General features: G+C 60.9%; 15 protein-coding genes. 7 read left to right on the top strand and 8 right to left on the bottom strand.

The features are described 5' to 3' along the window. The first annotated feature begins 108 nt into the window (after window positions 1–108). From ACQUQU_RS15210 to ACQUQU_RS15195, 4 genes are read left to right on the top strand one after another with little or no spacing between them, the layout of a single operon-like run. Window positions 109–939, top strand: a complete 831-nt coding sequence (locus ACQUQU_RS15210; protein WP_430460551.1) for a hypothetical protein — start codon at window positions 109–111, stop codon at window positions 937–939. Then, window positions 936–2,192: a hypothetical protein gene (locus tag ACQUQU_RS15205; protein ID WP_430460550.1), complete on the top strand. Its 1,257-nt coding sequence runs from the start codon at window positions 936–938 to the stop codon at window positions 2,190–2,192. The genes ACQUQU_RS15210 and ACQUQU_RS15205 overlap by 4 nt, the downstream gene beginning before the upstream one ends. Before the next feature lie 39 nt (window positions 2,193–2,231). Further along, a complete protein-coding gene (locus tag ACQUQU_RS15200; protein ID WP_430460549.1) occupies window positions 2,232–3,230 on the top strand; it encodes a 5'/3'-nucleotidase SurE in 999 nt (332 codons plus the stop codon). A gap of 10 nt (window positions 3,231–3,240) precedes the next feature. Continuing rightward, window positions 3,241–3,882 (top strand): hypothetical protein, encoded by a 642-nt coding sequence (locus ACQUQU_RS15195; RefSeq protein ID WP_430460548.1) that lies wholly within the window; start codon window positions 3,241–3,243, stop codon window positions 3,880–3,882. Window positions 3,883–3,980: 98 nt separating this feature from the next. Here ACQUQU_RS15195 and ACQUQU_RS15190 read toward each other — a convergent pair whose 3' ends face one another. Next, entirely contained in the window at window positions 3,981–4,886 is a 906-nt protein-coding gene (locus ACQUQU_RS15190; RefSeq protein ID WP_430460547.1) for a prenyltransferase, read from the bottom strand. A 283-nt stretch (window positions 4,887–5,169) separates the two neighbouring features. Then, window positions 5,170–6,999, bottom strand: coding sequence for a hemopexin repeat-containing protein (locus ACQUQU_RS15185; protein ID WP_430460546.1), 1,830 nt, complete (start codon window positions 6,997–6,999; stop codon window positions 5,170–5,172). Between the two features lie 167 nt (window positions 7,000–7,166). On the opposite strand from ACQUQU_RS15185, the gene ACQUQU_RS15180 reads away from it, so the two are divergent. Further along, on the top strand, window positions 7,167–7,880 hold the full coding sequence (locus tag ACQUQU_RS15180; protein WP_430460545.1) for a TetR/AcrR family transcriptional regulator: 714 nt from the start codon (window positions 7,167–7,169) through the stop codon (window positions 7,878–7,880). Window positions 7,881–7,889: 9 nt separating this feature from the next. Further along, a complete protein-coding gene (locus ACQUQU_RS15175) occupies window positions 7,890–9,602 on the top strand; it encodes an acyl-CoA dehydrogenase family protein (protein WP_430460544.1) in 1,713 nt (570 codons plus the stop codon). 84 nt (window positions 9,603–9,686) lie between these two features. Here the strand turns inward: ACQUQU_RS15175 and ACQUQU_RS15170 are convergent, their stop codons facing one another. Continuing rightward, window positions 9,687–10,073, bottom strand: coding sequence for a hypothetical protein (locus ACQUQU_RS15170; protein ID WP_430460543.1), 387 nt, complete (start codon window positions 10,071–10,073; stop codon window positions 9,687–9,689). 61 nt (window positions 10,074–10,134) lie between these two features. Next, window positions 10,135–10,935 (bottom strand): S1/P1 nuclease, encoded by an 801-nt coding sequence (locus tag ACQUQU_RS15165; RefSeq protein ID WP_430460542.1) that lies wholly within the window; start codon window positions 10,933–10,935, stop codon window positions 10,135–10,137. 274 nt (window positions 10,936–11,209) lie between these two features. On the opposite strand from ACQUQU_RS15165, the gene ACQUQU_RS15160 reads away from it, so the two are divergent. Next, complete coding sequence (locus ACQUQU_RS15160) at window positions 11,210–11,617, top strand: MAPEG family protein (RefSeq protein ID WP_430460541.1); 408 nt, start codon at window positions 11,210–11,212, stop codon at window positions 11,615–11,617. On the opposite strand, the gene ACQUQU_RS15155 is transcribed toward ACQUQU_RS15160, so the two are convergent. The 4 genes from ACQUQU_RS15155 to ACQUQU_RS15140 all read right to left on the bottom strand — a co-directional run bounded on the left by ACQUQU_RS15155 (window position 11,614) and on the right by ACQUQU_RS15140 (window position 14,211). Next, the gene (locus ACQUQU_RS15155) at window positions 11,614–11,916 is read right to left on the bottom strand and encodes a DUF167 family protein (protein WP_430460540.1); all 303 of its coding nucleotides are present in this window, start codon (window positions 11,914–11,916) and stop codon (window positions 11,614–11,616) included. The two genes, ACQUQU_RS15160 and ACQUQU_RS15155, sit on opposite strands and share 4 nt — an antisense overlap. Next, window positions 11,913–12,500, bottom strand: coding sequence for a YggT family protein (locus tag ACQUQU_RS15150; protein ID WP_430460539.1), 588 nt, complete (start codon window positions 12,498–12,500; stop codon window positions 11,913–11,915). Before ACQUQU_RS15150 ends, ACQUQU_RS15155 begins: the two co-directional genes overlap by 4 nt. A 159-nt stretch (window positions 12,501–12,659) precedes the next feature. After that, entirely contained in the window at window positions 12,660–13,478 is an 819-nt protein-coding gene (gene proC / locus ACQUQU_RS15145; RefSeq protein ID WP_430460538.1) for a pyrroline-5-carboxylate reductase, read from the bottom strand. A gap of 37 nt (window positions 13,479–13,515) precedes the next feature. Continuing rightward, complete coding sequence (locus ACQUQU_RS15140; RefSeq protein ID WP_430460537.1) at window positions 13,516–14,211, bottom strand: YggS family pyridoxal phosphate-dependent enzyme; 696 nt, start codon at window positions 14,209–14,211, stop codon at window positions 13,516–13,518. Window positions 14,212–14,293: the final 82 nt, after the last annotated feature.

The following is a 14,293-nucleotide window of genomic DNA, read 5'->3' as shown; positions in this document are numbered from 1 at the left end:
TTGTCATAAATAATTCATACATTCTTCTTAGCATCCGGCGCTTATGTCCGCCGGACGCTTCCTGCCGCTTTGTCCGCTGCACCCGGAGCGCCGCTCACCGAGGTGCCCATGTCCACCACCCGTTACCTGCATCTGATGAAAGCCCTGCTGCTGTTGCTGATCGCCAGCGCCGCCGTGGCCTTGCTTATTCCGCATCCGGTGCAGCTGGCGCCGTTACCTTCGTTGTCGGGGTATCAGTGCCGGATCGCGCAGGCGCAGGGCGATGCTGCGTTCCGTGTCTACATGCCGGTCGACTGGCAGGCGGAGGCGCTGGCCGAACAACTGTGTCAGCAGGGGCTGAAAGGCAGTGCCTATGGCCGGGTCGAGGTGTCGTGGGCGCCGCGTGACACCCTGCGCAGCGGGGCGCTGCTCAGTCACGATTTCCAGTTGCTGTGGGACCGTGAACACGTGCTGTCCGGTTTGCTGCCGGATTTCGGCCGCCTGTATCAGGTGCTGAAACCCATGCCCGACTACGAGATCGACTGGTTCAGCCAGCGCCCGGGGCTGGTGGCGTCGGCTGCGTATTTCCGTGGCCAGCGCATCGGCCTGCTGGCCGATTCCCGCAGTCAGTCGGGCTATCAGTTGCCGCGCCTGCAGCTGGCGGCGCTGGGCGTCGACGAAGCGGATGTGCGCTATTTCCCGAACCGCAGTGAACTGATGGGCGCCTTTCTGCAGGGGCAGCTCGACCTGATGCCGGGGCTGCCGGTGCAGTTGCCGGACTGGCCGGCGGATCAGCGTCTGCTACTCACGGACCACGCGCCGATCGGCAGCTGGTACGTCGCCGCCGGCGTGGCGCCGGATCTGCACTGCCGCTTGCTGGCCGGGCTGGCGATGTTCGACCGCATGGTGGCGCAGCTCAGCCGGCATCCGGTGCCAGCGGAAGAGGAGTGTGGCGTATGAAACACCTGCAAACCGTGCTGCGTTCACGCCTGCTGATTCTGTTGCTGTCGCTGCTGGCGATCAGCCTGCTGCTGGCCGTCGGCGCCCGCGCCAGTGCCTTGTGGTCGGTGCAGAGCGTGTTGCAGCGGGAACTGCCGCCGGTGGTGAACGCCGCGTTGGTGAATGCCCACGACGAAGCTCAGGCGCTGGCGCGCATGGAGCAGCAACTGCAAACGGCGCTGACCTTCACCCTGCAGCCGCTGGCCGGTGTCCGCCTGATTGATGACATCCGCCCCGGCAAATTACAGCTCAGTACCACGCCGCCGGCGTCGGTGCTGGATTCCGGCTGGCGCCACGAAACCCTGCAACTGGCGTGGCCCTACGGCGAGGGCGTGATGCAGGCGCAGCTGACGCTGGAACTGATTCCGGCGTGGCCGGCGCTGCTGCTGGCGGCGCTGGTGATCAGCCTGATTTTGCAGCTGGTGCTGGAGGTGCTGCCCGGCAGTCGCTGGGCTCTGGCCGGTGCCTGGCGTCAGCATTTCCGCCAGCAGGGGTACGCTCCGGCGCAGGCGGCACAGCTGGCGTCGGAGGTCAGTGCCGATCCGGAGGCGCTGGTGTGGGCGCAGACACTGGCGCAGGACAAAGGTCAGGGTGAGCTGCCGCTCAGTGACTGCCTGCTGCTGGCGCGCAACACTGACTGGCGCGCGTTCAGCGCTGAACAACTGGACTGGTTCCGGCTGGCGTTACTGCGCGGGCTGAGCGCCGACGAGGCCGCCCGCGTTGCCATCCATGATTCAAGCCTGTCGTTTGATCTGGCCGCGCGTCAGGTGCAGGTGCACGGCCTGACCCTCGGCATGGCGCCGACACCGCTGTTCTATTACTTCTGGTACGCCCGCCGCTGCGCCCTGGGGCTTGGCCTGTACGTGAATCCGGCGGTGAATCGCCCGGACGAACGTGAGGGCCACTGGTTGGCGGATCTGATGGAAGCCCATGGCGGTCATGCCAAGGCGATTAACGATCTGCGCGACAGCGGGCTCAAGGGCAAAACCCTCGACCAGAACCGCAACAAGATCAAAGACGAACTGACCCGCGCGCTGGGTGATCTGGCCGCTGCGTTTCTGTTTCAGGCCGAGCGCGATATGGCCACGGCGCGCTATCGCTATGGCCTGACGCTGAGCCCGGCAAGCCTGTGTTCTGGCGGGCAGACGTCATTCAGAGACATCTCTGAACGCACAGAGAGATCGTATTCACAGCTCAGCAATACGCCGGCCTGACAGTGGTCTCCGACGCAAACATCTGCTGAGGAGCACCTTATGAAACGCACCCCACTGGCTGGCCTGATGCTGGCCTCCGCGCTGCTGGCCCAACCGGCCAGCGCCCTGAACATTGTGCTGACCAACGACGACAGCTGGTCGACCGACAACATCAACGTTCTGTTCACCAAACTGAAAGCGGCCGGTCACGACGTGATCATGTCGGCCCCGTGTACCGGCCAGAGCGGCAAGGGCGGCGCCGTGTCGTTCCTGAAAGCCGTGACCGTCGACCGCACCGAGATTGCCGACCAGAAAGCCTGTGTGGGTGACACCGACACCAGCAAAGCCTTCAGCTCGTATGTGGAAGGCACGCCGGTGATGGCGTCTCTGTACGGCATCGACGTACTGGCGCCGGAAATCTGGGGCAGCGCGCCGGATCTGCTGATCTCCGGTCCGAACGAAGGCAACAACCTGGGTTATCTGACCAACAGCTCAGGCACTCTGGGTGCGGCCAACATTGCTCTGGCCCGCGGTATTCCGGCCATTGCCGTCAGCGCCGAAACCGATGACGCCGACACAGCTGCGCTGGTAGCGGACGCTGTGGTTGAACTGGTGGCTACGCTCGAAGCGTCGCGTCCGGCGGGTCAGCCTCTGCTGCCGGCGTTTACCGGTCTGAACGTAAACACCCCGGAAGACATGGAAAACCACAAAGGCTTCCACTTCAGTCAGGTGGGCTGGAACGGCGGTATGGACGTGTACTTCAGCAGCGACCTGAGCCAGGACTCCACCGCCATGGGCTATGTGGCGCAGGGCATTCTGAGCGCCGGTTACGCCGCCTCGTTTGAAGCGGCCTATGCGATGGCGCAGGCCTCTTACGCCGGTAAGGTGGGTGTTTCGATCGGTATGGACGCGACCCTGGTGAACGACACCGCCGCCGACAGCGAAGCCAATCTGCTGGCCGAAGGCTACATCACCATCAGCCCGATGGAAGCCAGCGTGCAGGCATCGCAGGTCAAGAACGCGCTGGTGAAACAGCGTCTGAGCGCACTGAGCGAGTAAGGAGCAGGCCATGAAACCGGTATTCAGCCTCGGGCTGATGGCAGCGGGCGCTCTGGCGCTGACCGGCTGCTTCGACGATGACAACAAAGACAGTGCGGCCAGCCGCTTCCTGAAAGACCATCAGGGTCAGTACAGCGCTGCCTACGAGCAGGACGGCCATGCCGCCCAGCTGCGTCTGGCGCTGACCAGCAAAGCCGCGGTGCTGATGCTGATCAGCGACCGTGACGAACTGACCGCCTACAGCGGACGTTATGCCGACAACGCGCTGACCTTCAGCAATGGCGCTGTGTGCGAACTGGACACAGACGCCAGCTGCACGCTGGACGCGGTTACGCTGACACTCAGCGCGGAAGCGCTGACCGCGCCGGATCTGCAGGACGCCGCCGCCGACTACGCCAGCGCCGGCAATCAGACGCTGTCGCTGAGCGTGGCGGGTGAAGCGGACATCGCGCTGGATGGCTGCACCCTGACGGTGACCCTGGTGGCCGAAGACTCTGGTCTGCTGCGTGCCGAACAGGCGGGCGACTGTGGCCGCAGCGCGGTGCAGGGTGTGGCGTATGAAGCCGGTGATGGTCATGACATCAGCGCCCTGCAGCTGGTGCTGCCGGGCTCTGATGTCAGTGGCTACTGGACCCGTACCTCAGGCGAGTAACGAGGTCAGGCCTGAGACGGTCAAACTGTCTTGAGCAGCCAGCGTGGCCACCACGTTGGCTGCCCTGATTCTGATCTGAGCGGTGCCGGCTCTGTTTCTCAGCCGAGTAACAGGGTCAGACCGAGTACGGTTGGCGTCGCCAGCGTGGCCATCACGTTGGCTGCCATGAATTGCGGCTGGGTACCGATGGCGGCCCCCAGCTGGCGCGCGCCGCTCAGGGCTTTCACGCTCAGCAATAACGGCAGTAACGCCAGCAGCGACCACAGCGGGAACCAGCCGCCCACAACCCCCACCACCACCGACAGTGCCGCGCCGAGCACAAACAGCGCGTACATCCGCGTGCTTTTCTCCACGCCATAGGCAATCGGAAAGTGATAACGGCCCACGGCTTTATCGGCCTCGATGTCCGGATACTGGTTCAGCAACAGCAGGTTATTCACCAGAAAGAAGGTCAGCAGCGCCGCCAGCCACAGCGCCGGAGAATCCGCCGCGCCGAGGGCATAGCCACTGCCGGCCACCATTGCCAGACCAAAACCGAACCCAGGTGCTACGAGACACAGCCACGGACTGCGGTTGATCTGCCGGGTGTAAGTGACAATCACGATCAGACCTGCCAGCCCCAGCGGCAGCAAGCCCCAGGCGCCACTGGCAAGAAAATACAGCCCGATCAGCCCGGTCAGCACCAGCGTGGCGATGCCGCCCACGAGCACCGCTTTAGCCGCCGCCGGGTCGCCCGGCAGTGCACCGCTGCCACCGCTGAACGGTGTGCGCTGGGTATTCAGGTCGAGGCCGCTGCGGAAATCCAGATATTCATTGAGCATGTTCACACTGATGTGCGCCGCCAGCGCACCGGCCAGAATCAGCGCCAGACTCAGCCAGTTCAGTTGCACATCGGGTTGCAGCAGCGCCGCCGCCACACCGGCCAGTACGCATACCGGGGCGAGAATCAGAAACGGGCCGCGCGCGGTTTGCAGCACGGTCTGGGCAGAATAGGTCGGGTTCACGGGCGACTCCTGTCTTTGCAAGGGCAGACGTTGAAAGGGCTGAGTTTGTAAGGGCTTAGATTGAAAGAGCAGAGGATTTCACAAAGGCGGCAGCCGGGCAAAAACACTTGGCGCCGCTTTGTCCTGAATCAACCCGGCCATGGTAGGGCGCGAGTGTGACAGCCGGGTATCAGCCGCATGCAGCCTGCCGGTCAGCACGGCGCAGGAAAGCAAAGGTCGCTGGCGGATATAAAAAAGGCAGCCCGAAGGCTGCCCTGAACATCTGACGGTGACCGCAGATGGCTTACGGATTCATCACACCCGGCCAGGTGCCGCCGTTGATGCGGGCCGGGTAACCGGCGTCGGCGCTGTCGTTGCTGATGGAATAGCGGATATAGCGCTGGTTTGTGAGGAAAATATAAGCGCGGCTGTCGCTCCATTTCACCGCGGCGGTGATGTCCTGCGCGTAGGCGCCCAGACCCGGCCAGGTGCTGTCGTTGACTGGCTTCGGATAGCCGGCGTCGACCTTGTCGTCACCCAGGTCATACCGCACGTAGGTGCCGTCGGCGAGGAAGAAGAACACTTTGTCGCTGGTCCAGCGCAGGGCCGCGCGGATGCTGGTGGCGTAGGCGCCGAGACCCGGCCAGGTGCTGTCGTCGATGGCTTTCGGATAACCGGCGTCGGCCTGATCCGAGCTGTTGTTGTAGCGGATGTAACGGCCGTCGCTGAGGAAGTAGTAGCTGCGGCTGCTGTCTTTGCTGAAGGCGGCGGTGATCAGACCGGCGTAGTCGCCAAGGCCCGGCCAGCTGCTGTTGGTGGTGTTGGCCGGGTAACCGCTGTCGGCTTGGTCGCTGGTTTTGTTGTAACGCACGTAACGGCCGTCGTTGCGGAAGAAATAGGCGCGCGACAGGCTCCAGTCGACGGCGGCGTCGATGTCCACTCTGGTCAGGTGCAGGGCAACCGGCGTGTCGTTCTGCACCAGCACGTAATCGATAATGCCGCGGGCATCGGCGCTGTCGGCAAAGCCACGCTGCATGGCATCAACCTGAGTCAGCAGGCTGCCGTTGCGGTAAATCGCCACCGGCGCGCTGGCGTCGGCGAACCAGCTGAAGTCGTTACTGCCACCGCCCGGCAGCAGCTTGCGCACACCTTCGCCGGCCACCAGAGGCAGGCCATCCAGTTTCCAGCTGATCTGCGGTTCTACGCCCAAATAGCGCAGCACAGTCGGGGTGATGGCGGTCTGTGCCGGACGGCCGTAGATGCCGGAGAAATCGTTGTTGCTGATGTCGTTCACCACTTCGCCGAACTCGCTGTTCAGGGTGCGGTTACTGGCGATGAAAATGCTCTTTTCCTGAGCGGTCTGGTTGCCGTGGTTGCAGCCGGTCACCGGCTCGCGGCCGTGGTCGGTGGTAACCAGTACCAGCCAGTCGCTGCTGCTCTGTTCAACGGCGTCGAGCAACTGCCCGAGCTGGGCGTCAAGGCCGCGCAGGGCGGTGTCGTAGGCGCTGCCAAAACAGCTGGCGTGACCCACGTGGTCGGCTTCATCCAGATGCAGGAACACGAAGTCGTAATCGGCGTTGACCAGCTCAACGCCTTTGCTGGTAACGGCGCTGTCGCTGAGACCGCTTAAGGTGATGTCGTTGCCGCCCACTTCGTTACGGAAGTAGCTGGTGTTGGGCGTGCCCCAGTTCATCACGCTGGCGATTTTTGCCTCGGGACGGGCATCGCGCAGACGTTTGAAGACGCTCGGGAAGTCCGGGTTGGCCAGATCGGAATCGTTGGCGGTGATGTGGTGCTTATCGGCCCAGACACCGGTGAGAATGGTCGACCAGCCCGGACCACTGTAGGTCGCCTGCTCGCTGGCTTCGCCATCGACACCGCCGGTGTAGGCGGCGCGCACCAGCAGACGGTCAAAGTTCGGGGCGCTGATCTGTTGCAGTTCGCTTAACTGCAGGCCGTCCATGCCGACCAGCAGCACGCGTGGTTGGCTGACGCTGGTGGAGGGCACGCCCGGGTCCGGGCTGGGCTCAGGTACCTGACTGGCGGCAGAGGCGCTGCTGGCCAGCAGGCTGCCGGCGAGCAGAGTGCAGGCAGTCAGCAGACCGCTGCGCAGAAAACGGGGTGAGACGTTCATGATTATTATCCTGTCTTGCAGTGGGTTTTTGGTCTAGACCAAATTGCCGGGCGGCAATGACGTCGCTGTGACGTGCGCATGAAACTTCTGTGGCATCCGGGTTCAGCGGGTCGTTGTAATAAAAAGTGAATCATGATTCACTTGTTTGATCTGATCAGGGGAATGCCATGGCTTACCGCGAAACCGACCACACCCGGGCGAAGAAAACCCTGACCCGCGACCGCCTGCTGAAAGCCGCGCGTGATCTGGTGGCGCAGGGCGGCTTTGCGGCCGCTACTGCAGCCGCGGTGGCGGAGCGTTCCGGGGTGGCGGCGGGGTCCATCTACCGCCACTTTCCGAATAAATCCGAGCTGGTGGCGGAAGTGTTCCGTTACGCCACCGAACACGAGGTGGCCAATGTACTGGCCGCCAGCGAAGCGCTGAGCGCCGACGATACCTGCGCGGCGCGTCTGCTGCGCGCGGTGATGACCTTCGCCGAGCGTGCCCTGCGCGGACCTCAGCTGGCGTATGCGTTAATTGCCGAGCCGGTCGACCCGCGGGTAGAGCAGGAGCGTCTGCAATACCGTCTGGCCTACGCCGAAATTTTTGAAGATTTAATCCGCGACGGCATGAACCGTGGCGAATTTGCCCGCCAGGATGCCAGCGTCAGCTCGGCAGCACTGGTAGGGCTGTTGGCCGAAGCGTTAATCGGCCCGTTATTTCCCGGTCAGAACCTGGCCGCCGATGCATCGTCGGCGGTGCAGGCGCGAACCGCCATGACCGGACCTGAACAACAACAATTGATTCAGCAGATCAGTGCTCTGTGCCTGCGCGCCTTAGGCAGTGCGCATCCGGCCTCGAGCCTGCCGCCAGAATCTCATCACACCCGCCCGGCCCACTGAGGATGCGTTATGAACCAACCTGTTAATTCCCGTTTCAGCCCGGCCGATTACGCCGCCTTTGATTGCCAGCAGCATAAAGCGCAGGCCGAAACCCATCCGGTATTTAATCAGCCAACGGCGCTGGAAAACTTTAATACCTACACCAGTGATGTGGCGTTGCAGTACTGGGTAAACGCCTTCGGTGGTGACTGGGCCGACGAGCAATTAACAGCGTACGGCGTACGCTGCGGCGGCGATTTAATTGAGGCCGGTTTTCAGGCCAATGAAAACAAGCCGAAATTTTATCCGCACGACCGCTTTGGTAACCGGGTGGATCTGGCGAAATTTCATCCGGCCTATCACCAGCTGATGCGCACAGCGATTGAAGCGGAAATGCACGCGCTGCCGTGGACCCACGCGCGTGCCGGTGCTCATGTTGCGCGCGCCGGTATGGTGTATCAGCACATGAACGCCGACGCCGGTTCCGGTTGTCCGCTGACCATGACTTTCGCTGCCGTGCCGGCCTTACAACATGCGCCGTCCGTGGCCAAAGAATGGCTGCCGAAAATCATGGCGCCTGTGTATGACGAACGTAATGTGCCGTATTTTGAAAAGCAGGGCGTGACCATCGGCATGGCCATGACCGAGAAACAGGGCGGTTCCGACGTGCGCGCCAACACCACCCGCGCCTATGCGGTCGGTGACAAAACCGGTAATGGCGGCGAGTACGAAATTGTCGGCCATAAATGGTTCTGCTCTGCGCCGATGTGCGACGCCTTTCTGGTGCTGGCACACACCGAAAGCGGTCTGAGTTGTTTCCTGCTGCCGCGCTGGCGCCCGGACGGTTCCAAAAACCAGATGTACGTGCAGCGTTTAAAAGACAAGCTGGGCAATATTTCCAACGCCTCGTCTGAGGTGGAATTCCGTGGTGCGTTTGCCTGGATGCTGGGCGATGAAGGCCGTGGTGTGCGCACCATTATTGAAATGGTAAGCATGACCCGGTTCGATTGCATGATAGGTTCAGCAGCGCTGATGCGCGGCGCGCTGGCACAGGCCATTCATCACACGTCGGGCCGCAGTGCGTTCGGTAAAAATCTGCATGAACAACCGTTAATGCAGAACGTACTGGCCGATCTGGCCATCGAAAGCGAAGCGGCACTGGCCATTACCATGCGCGTCGGTCATGCGCTGGATAACCTCAGCGACGAACACGAAAATTTATTCGCCCGTCTGGCGACGGCCGTGGGTAAATACTGGATCTGCAAACGCGCGCCGCATTTCGCGTACGAGGCGATGGAATGCATCGGCGGTGTGGCGTATGTGGAAGACAATATCCTGCCGCGCATTTACCGCGAAGCACCGGTGAACGCTATCTGGGAAGGGTCGGGTAATGTGCAGTGTCTGGATGTGCTGCGCGCCATGAGCAAAGAACCAGCGGTAGTGGATGCCTTCTTTAACGAACTGAAAAAGGCCGTGGGTAAATACCCGCAGTACGACCAGTTCCTGCTGGCATTGCAGGCCGAATTTAAAGACGTAAGCACACTGGAATACCGCTCCCGGACTGTGGTCGATAAACTCGCCGTTGCCCTGCAGGCGTGCGTGCTGATTGAAAAAGGTGATGCGCAGATTGCCGATGCCTTCGTGCGTTCACGCATTGCCCGCAACGGGGCGTTCAATTACGGCACACTGGAAACCGGTATCGACTGTTACTCCATCATGAAGCGTGCACAGCCTGCGTTGTAAATATGCAGGGTTAATGGTCACAGCCATAAGTAAAGAAATAAAAAAGCCGGGATTTTCCCGGCTTTTTTATGGCAGACGCTGCGGTTATTCGCTGGCAGCCGAGGTCGCTGGTGCAGCAGCTTCTGTGGCCGGTGCTTCGGCGGTCATGCTTTCGTCAGCCGCGGCATCGGTAGAGGATTCTGCGCTATCGATGGCGCTCATTTCTGTGGCGCAGTCCCAGCCCCAGTCTTTCTGGCGGGTAACAAATTCTTCGGCTTTCTGCTCGCAGTAACCGGTCATGTTCTGCGCTGACCACAGCACGCTGGTGCCTTCGCTTTTGGTGTACTGCACTTCGCACGGCACTGTGCTTTCGCCGCTGTAAACCACTTCGATAATGCGGGTTTCCTGTCCGTGGGTGCAGGTGGTTTTAATGCCGGCGTTGGCGGCCGGAATCAGTGCCAGCAGGGCGCTGGCCAACAGAATGTTTTTCATCCCTTTTATCCTTTTGGTTCTGTTGATGGAGCTCTTACTTAAGCTGGCTTGGTGCATCCGGTCAATCCATCTTTGGTGGTTTTGTGAGCTTTTCGTGTATCCGCTCAAGGGTATCGGCTAAGCGCACGCCGGCCATTTGCATGCGCTCATCCAGAAGTGGCCCGTAATGGCTGAGGTAGCCGGTGGTTATGCTCTGTTTCGGCTGGTACTGGCGGTAAATATCGCGCGTCAGGCTCAGTGATTCACTGGCCCAGTCGAGCAGGCTGCCCTGTGTCCACTGCGGGTGCGGCGCTTGGGTCAGGGTTTGTTGCCACCGGCTGGCTTTGGCGCTGGCCTTAAAGGGCCCCAGCAGTTCGCCATCCCAGAGGGCGTGCAGATTGGTTTTCTCGCCATTGAGGCGCACATCGGTGCGGTTGCCGCCGCGGTCGTCGGCGTAACTGACGTGCAGCGGCTGATGCAGGTCGCCGATAAAGTGGCCAAGGAAAAACAGTGCCTGCCAGTCGTCGCTGCGGGCCAGCAGGCGTTGGCTCATGGCGTCGATGGCGCTGACCACACAGCCGCTGGCCGGACAGTCGCCGGGCAACACTGAGGTGGCGCTGCGGCTGACGTTCACGTAATGCCAGACCTTGGTGTGTTCGAAGGCGCGTTCATTGCGCACCTCGTCGGGCCAGGCGCAGCCGCGGCTGAAGCGCTTTTCCGGACTGGCTGCCGCCGTGCGGGCTAGCCAGTCGCGGGTGTCTGCCGATACCCGTTGCCACGCCAGTTCGCAGATGGCGATGTGGCCACTGGCGTCAAAGGCGTGCACAGGAGCGGTCAGCAACAGGCTGAGGGCGAGTAAGGTTGAGCGCATACGAAATACCATTCTTGCATCCGTGACTGAGAGGAAGGATAAGCGTGCGCCCATGCTAATGGAATTCCTGCGTGCTACGGTCAGTTTTTGCGGCCTGTTGTTACGGCCGGCGCAGCATCGGGCGGGCTGGCATTTTCGCGGCGTTTATTAAATGCAAAAAGCGATCGCATTGTCTGTATTCAGCCGCAGCGCCCGCAGGTATGCTGAATCACCGGTCTTCGTCCGTTTCAGCAATAGAAGCCGGCTCGTTATAAGAACAACAACCGATGAAAACGGCGAGGTCTTTATGCTCTATATCAGCGGAATTTACGTAGCGTTAACGGCACTCCTGCTGCTGTTTCTGGCTTATCTGGTGGTGCGCCAGCGGGTGCGTTTTAAAATCGGATTACTCGACGGCGGACAAAAGAAAATCAGTGTCGCCATGCGCGCTCAGGCGAACGCGCTGGAAACGGCGGTACCTGTGCTGTTGCTGCTGGTCGTTGCTGAGCTGAACGGGGCTTATCCGATTTTCCTGCACGTGTGTGGCATCGGCTTTTTGCTGTCGCGCTTATTGCACGCCTGGGGATTTTCCGTGTCGCAGGGCGGCGTTCACTTCGGCCGTTATTACGGCACGCTGATTACCTGGGTGGTGTTGCTGGCCCTGATCGTGCGGGTGCTGTGGCTGTCGGTTGCCGGTCTGCTGACGGCAGCTTAATGATCACTGCCGGCTGCCGGGCTGATGTCCGGCGGCAGTTTCACCGGCTTGCGGATACGCACCCGCTTATGCCGGTTCAATTCCCCACTGATGATTTCCACATCGCTTTTGGCAACGCCAAATTGTTTGGCCAGAAACTTCACCAGTTCGGTGTTGGCTTTGCCTTCCACGGGCGGCGCCTGAATACGGATTTTCAGGGCATCGCCATGCTGGCCGGCAAATTCGCTTTTTGAGGCTTTGGGCTGCAGGTGACAGACGAGAATCAGATCCCCGTCTGTCCATTGGGCGAAGCTGCTCACAGGCCGAAAATCAGACCACCCGGTACGCCGGTCATGGTTGCCAGCGGGCGCAGCACCATAATTTCCGCGATCTGAATCAGCAGGAAAACCACGATCGGTGACAGGTCGAGGCCACCTAAATCCGGCATTTTCGAACGGATCGGGCGGATCACAGGCTCCAGAATCTGGTTCACCAGAATCAGCGCCGGGTTGTAGGAATTCGGTGCAATCCAGGACGCGATCACAATCACGATCAGGCCCCAGAAATAAATATTCAGCAGCAGCGACAGGATGCCAACCATGGCCCAGATAAACAGGTTGGCCCAGGGTACACCGTAACCGGCCACCAGAATAATGGCGGCCATGGTCAGCAGCTGTACAGCGTAGGCCAGTACCAGTGAGCTGATGTCCAGACCACCCAAGCCCGGAATGACCCGACGCAGTGGCACCAGCAGCGGGTTGGTGAATTTCACCACGAATTGGGAAATCGGGTTGTAGAAGTCAGCCCGTACCAGCTGCAGCAGGAAGCGCAGCATGACAATAAACAGGATCAGACTGCCAACGGTGTTGATCAGAAGTAAGCCGACTTGGGACAGCGGGGACATGGAAACTCCGTATTGTTCGGTTCAGTGCCGCGGTTTGCGCTGGCGCAGAAAGAAACATATAGGCGCCCCGGCCGCTTTTCCAGTGCCGGGGCGCGAATTTCGCCTTTGGTCGTGAGTCTTGTGTCTGACAAATCTCACGCCGGCGGGCGATGCAGAGGCTTAGTCGCCCAGCAGTTTGCTCAGTTCCGCGCCACGGTCGCGGGCGGCTTTCAGGGCGGCGTCGACGATGTCGCGCATATGGGCCGCTTCGAAGGTGGCGATGGCGCGTTCGGTGGTGCCGCCCGGCGAGGTGACACGGCGGCGCAGTTCGGCCGGGTCAACATCGGATTTCAGCGCCATTTCAGCCGCGCCAAGCGCGGTCTGCAGGGTCAGTTTGGTGGCGGTTTCGGCGCTCAGGCCCAGCTTTTTGCCGGCGTCGATCATGGCTTCCATCAGCAGGAAGTAATACGCCGGGCCACTGCCGGACACCGCCGTCACCGCGTCGATTTCCGCTTCGGTTTTCACCCATACGGTCATGCCCACAGCGCGCAGCAGTGAGTCGGCCTGATTGCGCTGGTCGATATCCACCGCCGCACTGGCGAACAGGCCGGTCGCGCCCAGACCAAGCAACGCCGGGGTGTTGGGCATGCAGCGCACGATGGCTTTGCAGCCGCTCCACTTGGCCAGTGATTCCATGCTGATGCCGGCGGCGATGGAAATCAGCAGTGGCTGGCGGGCTTTCAGCGTGGCAGCTAAAGGCTCCAGCACGTCTTTCATCACCTGAGGTTTGACCGACAGGATCACCACGTCGGCGTTGCTGATGGCGGCCAGATTGTCTTCGTGGGTGCCGACACCAAAACTGGCGGCGAGCTTATTGCGCTGCTCGGCGCCCGGGTCGGAAACCTGAATGCGCGAGGCTTTTACATCGCCCTGCTTGATCAGTCCGCCGATGATGCTGGAGGCCATGTTGCCGCCGCCAATAAACGCAATCTGAGTCATCGCTGTTCCTTAAATCGAAATTCGTATTGAGTATGGGTCACAGAGTGGCGCCGCGCGCACCGAAAATATCGGTGCCGATGCGCAGCTCTGTGCTGCCACAGGCCACCGCCAGCTCAAGATCGCCGGACATGCCCATGGATAAAGTATCTGCCTGCGGATAACGCGCCTGTATGGCCTGCTGCAGGTCTTTCATCTGGCGGAATTGCTGCGCCAGCCGTTCATCATCGCCTGTGTGTTCGGCAATGCACATCAGACCACGCAGGCACAGGTTTGGCAAAGTGCTGACCAGCTCGGCCATGGCGTGCGTGTCTTCCGGCAGTATGCCGCTTTTCTGCTCTTCGCCGCTGATGTTCACCTGCACCAGTACGTTCAGGGGTGGCAGGTGAGGCGGGCGCTGCTCGCTCAGGCGGCGGGCGATTTTTTCGCGGTCGACGGTTTCGACCCAGTGGAAATGTTCGGCGACCACGCGCGATTTATTCGACTGCAGCGGGCCAATAAAATGCCATTCAATGTCATGCAGATGTTGCAGGGCTGTGATCTTATCCATGCCGTCCTGCACATAGTTTTCACCGAACGAGCGCTGCCCCAGACGATAGACAGCCTCCACCATGGCAGCAGGCTTGGTTTTACTGACGGCCAGCAGCTTTACTGAATCGACAGTGCGTCCACTTTGCTGACAGGCGCCGGCGATGCGTTGGAGCACATTCTGATACTGTTGTTCAAGAGTAGACATTGAAGGGGCTTGGTTTAGGATGTTGCCAATTTGATATGCGTCCCGGAAGCGGGCTTCCAGCGCTGATAATATATAAGCTTAG

The organism is Thalassolituus sp. LLYu03 (assembly GCF_050507655.1).
Lineage (GTDB): Bacteria > Pseudomonadota > Gammaproteobacteria > Pseudomonadales > Oceanobacteraceae > Venatoribacter.
This window is presented reverse-complemented; position numbering and strand designations above follow the sequence as displayed.

Excerpts from the sequence above, each read along its gene's own strand:
- ACQUQU_RS15210 (WP_430460551.1), top strand. The coding sequence starts at position 109 with ATGTCCACCACCCGTTACCTGCATCTGATGAAAGCCCTGCTGCTGTTG.
- ACQUQU_RS15205 (WP_430460550.1), top strand. The coding sequence starts at position 936 with ATGAAACACCTGCAAACCGTGCTGCGTTCACGCCTGCTGATTCTGTTG.
- ACQUQU_RS15200 (WP_430460549.1), top strand. The coding sequence starts at position 2,232 with ATGAAACGCACCCCACTGGCTGGCCTGATGCTGGCCTCCGCGCTGCTG.
- ACQUQU_RS15195 (WP_430460548.1), top strand. The coding sequence starts at position 3,241 with ATGAAACCGGTATTCAGCCTCGGGCTGATGGCAGCGGGCGCTCTGGCG.
- ACQUQU_RS15185 (WP_430460546.1), bottom strand. The coding sequence starts at position 6,999 with ATGAACGTCTCACCCCGTTTTCTGCGCAGCGGTCTGCTGACTGCCTGC.
- ACQUQU_RS15180 (WP_430460545.1), top strand. The coding sequence starts at position 7,167 with ATGGCTTACCGCGAAACCGACCACACCCGGGCGAAGAAAACCCTGACC.
- ACQUQU_RS15175 (WP_430460544.1), top strand. The coding sequence starts at position 7,890 with ATGAACCAACCTGTTAATTCCCGTTTCAGCCCGGCCGATTACGCCGCC.
- ACQUQU_RS15170 (WP_430460543.1), bottom strand. The coding sequence starts at position 10,073 with ATGAAAAACATTCTGTTGGCCAGCGCCCTGCTGGCACTGATTCCGGCC.
- ACQUQU_RS15165 (WP_430460542.1), bottom strand. The coding sequence starts at position 10,935 with ATGGTATTTCGTATGCGCTCAACCTTACTCGCCCTCAGCCTGTTGCTG.
- ACQUQU_RS15160 (WP_430460541.1), top strand. The coding sequence starts at position 11,210 with ATGCTCTATATCAGCGGAATTTACGTAGCGTTAACGGCACTCCTGCTG.
- ACQUQU_RS15150 (WP_430460539.1), bottom strand. The coding sequence starts at position 12,500 with ATGTCCCCGCTGTCCCAAGTCGGCTTACTTCTGATCAACACCGTTGGC.
- proC (WP_430460538.1), bottom strand. The coding sequence starts at position 13,478 with ATGACTCAGATTGCGTTTATTGGCGGCGGCAACATGGCCTCCAGCATC.
- ACQUQU_RS15140 (WP_430460537.1), bottom strand. The coding sequence starts at position 14,211 with ATGTCTACTCTTGAACAACAGTATCAGAATGTGCTCCAACGCATCGCC.